Below are 8,765 nucleotides of genomic sequence, written 5' to 3' on the forward strand. Positions count from 1 at the left end.
ATCGGCACGCCCCAGTTCCGCTGCCGGGAGACGCACCAGTCGGGCCGGTTCGCGACCATGCCTTCGATTCTCGCCTGCCCCCAATCGGGTATCCATTCCACTTTCTTGATTTCTTCCAGGGCCTGGCGGCGAAGATCGTTCTTGTCCATGGCGATGAACCACTGGGGCGTCGCTCTGAAGATGACCGGCGTCTTGTGCCGCCAGCAGTGCGGATAGCTGTGCTCGATGCGCGCTTCGTGCAGCAGTGTGCCGCGTTCCTTGAGCACCTCGACCACATGGCCGTTGGCGTTCATGACGTGTTCGCCGGCGAACAGCGGCGTGCTCGGCAGGAACTTGCCGTCGTCCGCCACCGGATTTTCGACCGGCAGCCCATAGCGCTGACCGACGACGTAGTCTTCCTGGCCATGGCCGGGCGCCGTATGCACCGCGCCGGTACCGGCGTCGAGCGTCACGTGCTCGCCGAGAACGATAGGCACCTCGCGCTCGTAAAACGGATGGTGCAGCATCAATCCCTCGAGATCCGAGCCCCTGCAATACGCCACGACGCGGTAATCGTCGACGCCGCAACGCATCATGACATCTTTCATCAGGGCTTCGGCCACGACCAACCGCTCCATCGGTTCCCGGCATTGCACCACGGCGTAATCGAGATCCGGGTTGAGCGCCACGCCCTGGTTGGCCGGCAGGGTCCAGGGTGTCGTCGTCCAGATGACCACCGACAGCGGGCCTTCGCCCGGATGGCCCGGAACCGAGTGACAACGCTGGATCAGCGCGGTTTCGTCGAGAACCCTGAACCGCACGTCGATGGCGATCGAGCGCTTGTTTTCGTATTCGACCTCGGCTTCGGCCAGCGCGGAGCCGCAATCGGTGCACCAATGCACCGGCTTTGCCCCTTTCATCAGATGGCCGCGCGCGGAGATTCGGCCCAAAGCGCGCAGGATGTCGGCCTCGAAGCGAAAGTCCATGCTCAGGTACGGATTTTCCCAGTCGCCGAAAACGCCGAGCCGGATGAACTCGCGCCGCTGGATATCCACTTGCTCGGTCGCATAGGCGCGGCAGGCCTTGCGGAAATCGGAAGCGTTGACCTGCACGCCGGCTTTGCCGATCTTCTTCTCCACCATCAATTCGATGGGCAGGCCGTGGCAATCCCAGCCGGGCACATAGGGCGCGTCGAAACCGTTCAATCCCTTGCTCTTGACGATGATGTCCTTCAACACCTTGTTTACGGCATGGCCGATGTGGATTTCGCCGTTGGCGTAGGGGGGGCCGTCATGAAGAATGAACTTCGGGCGCCCACGGAACGTTTCGCGAATCTTCCGGTAAAGATCCATGCTGCGCCAGCGCTCGAGCTGCTCGGGCTCGCGCTGCGGCAGATTGGCCTTCATCGGAAAATCGGTGCTGGGTAAATTCAGTGTCGATTTGTAATCCGTGCTCATGATGCAGAGGATGATGTTGAATTTGAGATGGCGAAATAGCCTCTTGCAGTCATGACGTCCCGTTCGATCTGGGCCTGCAGTTCGGCTAAGCCGTCGAAGCGCTTTTCGTCCCGGAGCTTGTGGCGAAAAACGATTTCCACCTGTTTTCCGTAGAGGTCTCCGGAGAAGTCCAGCAAATAGGTTTCGAGGAGCACCGTACGTCCTCCCGCGACAGTCGGGCGTATGCCTACGTTCGCGACCCCCGGCAGCGGATGTTCGCCTATTCCGGACATTGTAACGGCAAATACACCCTGTACAGGAGTGTTTTTCCGTCTCATCAAGATGTTGGCCGTGGGAAAGCCGAGCGTTCGGCCGCGCTTCGCCCCATGGATGACGCGTCCGCAGACTGAATAAGGACGCCCCAGGAGTCGCGCTGCGCGAGCTAAATCGCCTGCCGCGAGGGCTTTGCGGATCGAAGTGCTGCTGACGCGTCGTCCATCGACCAATACCGACGGCGTGTCGACCACTTCGAAGCCGAATTCTTTCCCGGCCTGCCGCAACAAGGCAAAGTTGCCGAGCCGGTTTCTGCCGAATCTGAAATCGTCTCCGATCACCAGATACTTGATGCGCAGTCCTTCGAGCAGGATGTCTTGAATGAAGCTTTCCGCCGGCAACATGGCGAGCTGCCGGTTGAAGCGCAGCAGCAGCACCTGATCGATCGGCAATTCAGCCAAGCGGGCCAGCTTTTCACGGAGCCGGGTCAAACGGGCCGGTGCTTCGTTCGGGAAAAAATATTCCCGTGGCTGCGGTTCGAACAGGACGACCACAACCGGCAAATCCAGCCTCCGTCCTGCTTCCGCCAGCCTTTCGATCACTTGGCAGTGACCAATATGGACGCCGTCGAAGTTGCCGATCGTGGCGACGCAGCCCCGTTCGGGAAGTTTCAGTTCGGCGAGTCCTCGAATCAAGCGCATGCGACGGTCCTCAGGTACCTTCCGGAACCAGCATGTGCCTGGGACGGAGCCCTGTCAGGGTAAGACACGACAGATAAGTCGCGAGGCCCAGCAGAATCCACAAAGCCAGATGCGAAATTCGGTCGGCGAGCGACCAGATCTGCCACGGATAAGCATTGGACGCATAGACCAGGATCGGGACCATCACGCCACTGGCGAGCGCTACACGCAGCAGGAAGATCGGCCATCCCGGTTCCGGTTTGTAAATCTGCTCCTTCAAAAGTTTGGCCAGGAGCAGTCCGGCGTTAAGGAGCGCCGCCAACGCCGTCGACAGAGCGAGACCCGCGTGACCCCAGCCGATCGGCGCGAGTTGAAAAATCAGAGCCAGGTTCAACGCGAGGTTGGCGATAATGGCGTAGACGCCATACCTGACCGGGGTGCGGAGATCCTGTCTCGAGCTGAAGCCCGGAACCAGCACCTTGATTGCGATGAAGCCCATCAATCCGATGGAGTAAGTCGTTAGGCTCCGGCTGGCCATCTCGGCGTCATGCGAAGAAAACCGATCGTACTGAAAAAGGGTGGAAATCATCGGTTCGGCGAGTAGCGCTAGGCCCAAGGTCGCCGGCAAGCCGATCAGGATGACCCAGCGGAGAGCCCAGTCCAGCGAACGGGAAAACCCGTCGCGATCACGGTTTGCATGATTTTTCGACAAATGAGGCAACATTACAGTGCCGATAGCGACGCCGAAAATGCCCAAAGGGAATTCCACCAGCCGATCGGAGTAGTAAAGCCAGGAGACGCTGCCGGACACTAAAAAGGAGGCAATCACCGTGTCGACCAGGAGATTCACCTGGGTTACCGAAACCCCGAAAATCGCCGGTCCTATCATCTTGATGATGCGGCGAACGCCGGCATCGTGAAACCCAAGGCGGGGTTTCGGCAGCAAGCCCTCCCGGAGGAGCGCAGGCACTTGAAATGCGAGCTGGACGACGCCGGCGATCAGCACACCCCAGGCCAAGGCGGTAATCGGTTCGGACAGGTAAGGGGCGAACCAAATCGCCGCAGCGATCATCAGAAGGTTCAGAAAGACCGGCGTGAAGGCCGGTATGGCGAAACGTCCCCAGGTGTTCAGAATGGCCCCGGCGAATGCCGTGAGGGAAATGAAGAAAAGATACGGCAAGGTGATGCGCAGCATCTCGACGCTGAGCTCGAATTGCTCCGCATTTCGATAGAAACCGGGCGCAAACAGCATGATCAAGACCGGCGCAGCGATAATGCCGGCGAAGGTGACAAGCAACAAGGCCAGCGACAGGCTGCCGGCCGTACGATCCAAGAACGGCCTGAGCTGGGTCGGGTCGTGGCGCTCCTTGTAATCTGACAGAACCGGCACGAAGGCCTGCGAGAAGGCGCCTTCCGCAAAGAGGCGGCGCAGGAAGTTGGGAATTCTAAACGCGACGAAGAACGCGTCGGTGCCGGGATCGGCACCGAAATAACGGGCGATGACGACATCTCGAACGAACCCTAAAAGGCGGGAGACGAAGGTCATGCCGCCGACGGCCGCCGTGGATTTCAGTAGATGCTTGCTCAGAGCCTAAAACCAGTGCTTTCGTTGAAGAAAAGGCCGTAGTATAAGGAATTTGGGCGATCAAGGCACTGTTAGAGATACGCTGCGAAAAGCTATCCGAAAATGGCCTATAACCTGCGAAAACGTCTGGCCCGATAATTTTGTGAAAATTGCGCTCTTGACTCTTGAATTACTTGTGACGAAAATAACGAATTCGCTTAAAACGATTAGGATTAGAGGTTTTCACCTTGGCTAATATTGCTTCAGCAAAAAAACGCGCCATACAATCGGAAAAACATCGCGCCCACAACGCGGCTCAGCGCAGCCGGTTGCGGACCTTCATCAAGAAGGTCATTCTGGCGGTAGAATCCGGCGACTTGGAGCAAGCGCAGGCCGCATTTCGCGCCGCAGTTCCCGTTATCGACTCGTCGGTTAACAAGGGCTTGATCCACAAGAACAAGGCCGCTCGCAGCAAGAGCCGTCTCAACGCCCGAGTCAAAGCGCTGGCTCTGAGCGCATCCGCCTAAGTTTCTGGCGGAAAGACGAGGCGGGCTGGCCCGCCTGCCTCTCTCAAGCCAGTACCAGATTATCGCGGTGAATCAGTTCCGGTTCATCGACATATCCAAGCAGGCATTCGATTTGCGAGCTCGGTTGTCGCATGATGGCGCGCGTTTCGTCAGCGCCGTAATTCACCAGCCCGCGAGCCACCTCTTTTCCCTCCATATCCACGCAAGCGACTAGGTCGCCCCTGTGGAAGTCGCCGTCCACGGCGGTTACGCCGATGGGCAAGAGGCTTTTGCCGTCTTCTCTCAAGACGCGCGCAGCACCTTCATCCAAGTGCAACTTACCCTTGAGTTTGAGCTGTCCGGCCAGCCAACGCTTCCTGGCCAGCATCGGGGATACATCGGGAATCAGAAAGGTACCCAATTCCTCGCCCGCAACCACCCTTGCCATGACATTTTGCTCCCGCCCGCTGGCGATAACCGTTGCCGTCCCGGACCGGGAGGCCAGCCGAGCGGCGCGCAGTTTGGTGATCATGCCGCCCCGGCCGAGTCCGCTGCGACTCTCGCCCACCATCTCGCCGAGGCGCGCATCATTGATGCTGGCCTGGTAGACGAGTTGGGCGGTGGGGTCCAGGGTCGGATCGCGTTCGTAAAGTCCCTTTTGGTCGGTCAAAATGATCAAGAGATCCGCTTCCAGGAGATTCGCCACCAAAGCGGCGAGCGTGTCGTTGTCTCCGAAGCGGATTTCCTCGTTCGCTACCGTATCGTTTTCGTTGATGACCGGCACCACCCCCAGTTCGAGCAGGGTGAGTAGGGTGCTTCGGGCGTTAAGATAGCGCTGCCGATCCGATAGGTCGTCGTGGGTCAGCAGGATTTGCGCGGTATGAAGACCGTGCCCTTGAAAGAGGGATTCATAAGTCTGAATCAGGCCCATCTGTCCCACGGCGGCGGCCGCCTGGAGTTCGTGCAGGGAGCGTGGGCGGGTTTTCCAGCCCAGCCGGCACATGCCTTCGGCGACCGAGCCGGAAGAAACGAGAAGAATTTCTATATCTTGGTGGCGCAAGACGGCAATTTGAGCCACCCAATCGGTGATTGCGGGCATGTCCAGTCCGCGCCCGCCCCCGGTCAGCAAGGCACTGCCGATCTTGACGATGATGCGGCGGGCGTGGGCAAATTCAGTCCTGTTCTGCATCTTTTGTTTGGTCCTGCTCCAGGAACGCCATAACGCTGTAGACCAAGTCTTTGAGGCCGTCGCCTCGAACGGCGGAGACCCTAAAGACGGGGCCGGCCCATTCGAGACCTTCTATGATTTCGCGGCAGCGCTGTTGGGCTGCGTCGTCGGCCAGCCGATCGATCTTGTTCAATACCAGCCAGCGCGGCTTCTGGTCCAGGCCCTGGTCCCACTGTTGAAGCTCGGCGATCACTTTTTGTGCCGCCGTAATCGGGTCTTCCAGGCTTTCGTAGGGTTCGACATCCACTACGTGGAGCAGCAGCTTGGTACGGGCAAGATGCTTCAAGAACTGCACTCCCAGTCCCGCTCCATGCGATGCGCCCTCGATGAGGCCGGGAATATCGGCCATGACGAAGCTGCGCTGATCGTCGACGCGCACGACGCCAAGATTCGGATACAAGGTGGTGAAAGGGTAATCCGCAACCTTGGGACGTGCGGCGGACACGCTGCGAATCAAGCTGGATTTTCCGGCATTGGGCATGCCCAGCAAGCCGACGTCCGCGATGAGCTTCAGCTCCAGGCGCAGGGTGCGCCGTTCGCCCGGCGTTCCGCTGGTGGCCTTGCGCGGCGCGCGATTGACGCTGCTCTTGAATCGGGTATTGCCGAGGCCGTGAAAGCCGCCTTGGGCTACCAATAATTTTTCGCCTTCCTTGACCAGGTCGCCGAGCTTTTCGCCGGTTTCGGCGTCGAACACCTCGGTGCCGGTAGGTACGTGGACGATGCAGTCGGCGCCCGAATGGCCGGTGCAGTTGCCGCCCGACCCGTTTTGTCCGCGTTCGGCGCGAAATCGCGAGTGAAAGCGGAAGTCGACCAGCGTGTTGAGATTGGTGGAGGCGACCAGAAAAACGCTGCCGCCGTCACCGCCGTCGCCCCCGTCGGGGCCGCCGAAAGGAACATATTTTTCGCGCCGAAAGCTGACGCAGCCGTTGCCGCCGTCGCCCGCTTCCACCCGAATTTCCGCTTCGTCAACAAACTTCATGGTAATGACAAAAAAGCCCCGTCACGGACGAGGCTTCTTCCTATTTAAAAGGGCGGCCCGTAAAGCCGCTTTGATCCTTAGGCTTCGCTTTGAACGATACTGACGTATTTGCGCTTGAGCGGGCCTTTCACCTTGAACTGGACCTGTCCGTCGGCCAATGCGAAAAGCGTATAGTCTCTTCCGCAGCCTACATTCTCACCGGCGTGGAATTTGGTGCCGCGCTGCCGCACGATAATGCTGCCCGCTTGCACGAACTGACCGCCGAAGCGTTTCACGCCGAGTCGTTTGGATTCTGAATCGCGGCCGTTGCGCGAGCTGCCGCCTGCTTTCTTGTGTGCCATCGTGATTCCTCGCTCTTCGATTAGGCAGAGATACCTGTGATCTGAATTTCGGTGTAATTCTGCCGGTGGCCCGCCTGCTTCATGTAATGCTTACGCCGGCGGAACTTGACGATTTTAATTTTCGGGTGCCGGCCATGAGCCTTGATGGTTGCGGTTACTTTGCCGCCATCAATGAAGGGTTTGCCTACTTTCAAGCCGGAATCCGTTTGAACCATTAGCACCTTGTCGAACTCGATTTGCTGGCCGGCTTCGGCGCTCAGGGTTTCGACCTTGACCACGTCGCCCTGTTTCACCCGATATTGCTTGCCGCCTGTTTGTATAACCGCGTACATTTTTGTTGGCTCCAACGCAGAAAATTCTTTTAAACACGGAATGATAACCGTGTATGCCTAAATCCGTCAACCAGCTGAGTTTTTTGCCTGCCGAGTTGCGAATCGCAACCGGCGTGACGCCGTCAGAGGGCAACGAGTATTTCGCCCTTGCCCAGTCCGCACATGTCTCCGGCATAGCGCCGTACCCGCTTGAGGGTGTCGGACATTTCGGAGAACCGGGTCTCCAATCCCTGGAAGCCTTTCAGAAGCAACGGTATGAAGCCGAGCGTATGGGTGCCGCAATCATTGAAGGTAGCCGGAATGGATGCCGGTGTCCGGGCAAGCAGCACGGTACCCCGGTTCATGGCATAACCGAGGTGTGCGCCGACTTCGCCGAGGACGGCAATGGTGCCGGCAGTCATACGCGAACCCAGATAATTCCCGGCGTTGCCCTCGATAAGAATGGCGCCGCGCCGCAGATGGTCGCCCACGCGGTCGCCGACGTTTCCTTTGACGATGACCACGCCGCCGGCCATGCCCTTCTTATTGCCGGGAAGGGCTGCGCCGAGGAAATCTCCGGCGTTGCCGCGAATCAAAATTTCGCCTTTTTTCATTTCGCAAGCGGCGTAAGCGTCGACGTTGCCGCTTACGATGATGCGTCCGCCCTTGAGGTGCATGCCCAAATAACTGCCGGCATCGCCCTCGACGCGGATTTCCCCCTGGCTCATGCCCTTCCCGATATAGTCGAGCTTACGGCTGCCGCGGAAGATAAGGCGGTCGGAACCTTGCCCTTCGATCGAAAACAGTTCATCGGCACGTATTTGCCGGTTGCCGTATTGCAGCAATTCGGCGCCGATTTCACTCGCGGATTTGTCGGCGAGCCGATCCGGCGTCAATGGGGACACGTCGATCCGTTGTTCGAGTTCGGCCTTCAGGGTGAAGGTGAGCGCCGTCATGCCATGATCTCCTGAAGATGGAATAGGAAAGGACCCAATTTGCCGCCGTAATTGCCCGCGCTGATGCGGCGTATGCCGTTTTCGGCGCCCAGGCTGCAAGCCGCCTCGATGCCGACCCGCATGGCTTTCTTGATGTCGTCATCGGTCAAGCCGTCGATGACGATCTCCATGACCGATTCGATTTCGGGGCTCAAATCCGTCCTGGTTTGACCTTTGAGCGTGGGGCAGAACGCGTCGTTGGTCGACGCCGACAAGGCTTTGTACTTGGAGCCGACCTTCGAGCCCGAGCGCACCACGCCGCCGGGGAAAGGCATGATGACGTTCGGGATCTTTTTCATGGCTTCGATGGCGGCCTCGCAAGCGGCCAAGGCCTGCGGCTGGCTTTCCGCCAGGATCAGGAAGTTGCCGCCGCCTACGGCCTTGACGGTGCAGGTGGTATCTTCGCAGAGGAACTCGCCGTCCATGACCGGGACGCGCCAATACCGTTTGCCGTTGATGCGCTTGGAGATCTG

The 8,765-nt window shown here is 59.0% G+C and carries 9 protein-coding genes and 1 pseudogene; 1 reads left to right on the top strand and 9 read right to left on the bottom strand.

The window, feature by feature from the left end:
* The 3 genes from ABJK70_RS16320 to murJ form a co-directional block, all read right to left on the bottom strand.
* On the bottom strand, positions 1-1,436 hold a 1,436-nt coding region (locus tag ABJK70_RS16320), incomplete at its 3' end, for a class I tRNA ligase family protein (RefSeq protein ID WP_347258490.1).
* Positions 1,433-2,389 (bottom strand): bifunctional riboflavin kinase/FAD synthetase, encoded by a 957-nt coding sequence (gene ribF, locus ABJK70_RS16325; RefSeq protein WP_077732077.1) that lies wholly within the window; start codon positions 2,387-2,389, stop codon positions 1,433-1,435. The genes ribF and ABJK70_RS16320, both read right to left, overlap by 4 nt.
* Before the next feature lie 10 nt (positions 2,390-2,399).
* On the bottom strand, positions 2,400-3,956 hold the full coding sequence (murJ, locus tag ABJK70_RS16330) for a murein biosynthesis integral membrane protein MurJ (protein ID WP_077732076.1): 1,557 nt from the start codon (positions 3,954-3,956) through the stop codon (positions 2,400-2,402).
* Positions 3,957-4,180: 224 nt separating this feature from the next.
* On the opposite strand from murJ, the gene rpsT reads away from it, so the two are divergent.
* Positions 4,181-4,459, top strand: coding sequence for a 30S ribosomal protein S20 (gene rpsT / locus ABJK70_RS16335; protein ID WP_086133708.1), 279 nt, complete (start codon positions 4,181-4,183; stop codon positions 4,457-4,459).
* A gap of 43 nt (positions 4,460-4,502) precedes the next feature.
* On the opposite strand, the gene proB is transcribed toward rpsT, so the two are convergent.
* From proB to ABJK70_RS16365, 6 genes and pseudogenes are all read right to left on the bottom strand, one after another.
* Positions 4,503-5,627: a glutamate 5-kinase gene (proB, locus tag ABJK70_RS16340; protein WP_086133707.1), complete on the bottom strand. Its 1,125-nt coding sequence runs from the start codon at positions 5,625-5,627 to the stop codon at positions 4,503-4,505.
* Positions 5,611-6,645 carry an Obg family GTPase CgtA gene (cgtA, locus tag ABJK70_RS16345; RefSeq protein ID WP_347258491.1) on the bottom strand — a complete coding sequence of 345 codons (1,035 nt, stop codon included), beginning with the start codon at positions 6,643-6,645 and terminating at the stop codon, positions 5,611-5,613. Before cgtA ends, proB begins: the two co-directional genes overlap by 17 nt.
* 77 nt (positions 6,646-6,722) lie before the next feature.
* Positions 6,723-6,986: a 50S ribosomal protein L27 gene (gene rpmA, locus ABJK70_RS16350; protein ID WP_077732072.1), complete on the bottom strand. Its 264-nt coding sequence runs from the start codon at positions 6,984-6,986 to the stop codon at positions 6,723-6,725.
* Between the two features lie 20 nt (positions 6,987-7,006).
* Positions 7,007-7,318, bottom strand: a complete 312-nt coding sequence (rplU, locus tag ABJK70_RS16355) for a 50S ribosomal protein L21 (protein ID WP_077732071.1) — start codon at positions 7,316-7,318, stop codon at positions 7,007-7,009.
* 122 nt (positions 7,319-7,440) lie between these two features.
* Positions 7,441-8,253 carry a formylmethanofuran dehydrogenase subunit C gene (locus ABJK70_RS16360; RefSeq protein ID WP_077732070.1) on the bottom strand — a complete coding sequence of 271 codons (813 nt, stop codon included), beginning with the start codon at positions 8,251-8,253 and terminating at the stop codon, positions 7,441-7,443.
* A pseudogene (locus ABJK70_RS16365) lies at positions 8,250-8,765 on the bottom strand (formylmethanofuran--tetrahydromethanopterin N-formyltransferase); the annotation flags it as partial. The pseudogene ABJK70_RS16365 and the gene ABJK70_RS16360, both read right to left, overlap by 4 nt.

Origin of the sequence: Methylocaldum sp., from assembly GCF_039794385.1 — a bacterium.
Taxonomy (GTDB): domain Bacteria; phylum Pseudomonadota; class Gammaproteobacteria; order Methylococcales; family Methylococcaceae; genus Methylocaldum.